This window comes from Streptomyces sp. M2CJ-2 (assembly GCF_016757295.1).
Classification (GTDB): domain Bacteria; phylum Actinomycetota; class Actinomycetes; order Streptomycetales; family Streptomycetaceae; genus Streptomyces.
In genome coordinates, this window is the sequence record NZ_JAESIF010000276.1 from 1 (window position 1) to 668 (window position 668).

General features: G+C 74.0%; 1 protein-coding gene. It reads right to left on the reverse strand.

Annotated features, from left to right (window positions below):
- Positions 1 to 31: 31 nt before the first annotated feature.
- Positions 32 to 235, reverse strand: coding sequence for a cold-shock protein (locus JL475_RS39275; protein WP_202282969.1), 204 nt, complete (start codon positions 233 to 235; stop codon positions 32 to 34).
- Between the last annotated feature and the right edge of the window lie 433 nt (positions 236 to 668).

A 668-nucleotide genomic window follows, 5' to 3' on the forward strand; every position in this document is an offset into this window, starting at 1 on the left:
GGAGGGTGCCGGGCCTGTGCGGGCGCTGGGGTCAGACGACGCGGATGTTCTCCGCCTGGGGGCCCTTCTGGCCTTGGGTGAGGTCGAACTCCACGTGCTGGCCCTCCTGCAGTTCGCGGTAGCCCTGCCCGGTGATGTTGGAGTAGTGGGCGAAGACGTCCGGGCCGCCGCCCTCCTGCGCGATGAAGCCGAAGCCCTTCTCCGCGTTGAACCACTTCACGGTGCCCTTGGCCATGCCTGTCTCCTTCGAGGGGGGTTCGGGCCCGCACGGTGCTGCGGGTCCGGAGGTGATCGCCTGGTCCGGAGCGGGCTGCACAGCAATGCGCCCGCGGGCAAGGTGACCGCGGGCGAACGACTTCGGAACCACGACTGCTCTGTGGATCACGCTAGTCCCTTTGCGGGGGCATCGCAGGCCGAAACCCCGCCGGCCCGGGCGTGCGCCGGTGCCGGCACTGCCGGCAGCCGCTGAAGGCGACCGCCCGCAGCGACGCCCAGTGCTGAGCCCCGGCTCGTGGGGCGTCCGTCAAGGACTGGCCGAAGGGGGCCGCGGTCAGCCCCTCCGGCGGGCGGCCGGGCCGGAGGCGGCGCCGTGGGCGGCGACCGCGTCGACGCCGGGGCGGACGTACCGCTCCAGGGAACGGACGGAGGCGGGGCGGGAGCGGGCCGGC

Excerpts from the sequence above, each read along its gene's own strand:
- JL475_RS39275 (WP_202282969.1), bottom strand. The coding sequence starts at position 235 with ATGGCCAAGGGCACCGTGAAGTGGTTCAACGCGGAGAAGGGCTTCGGC.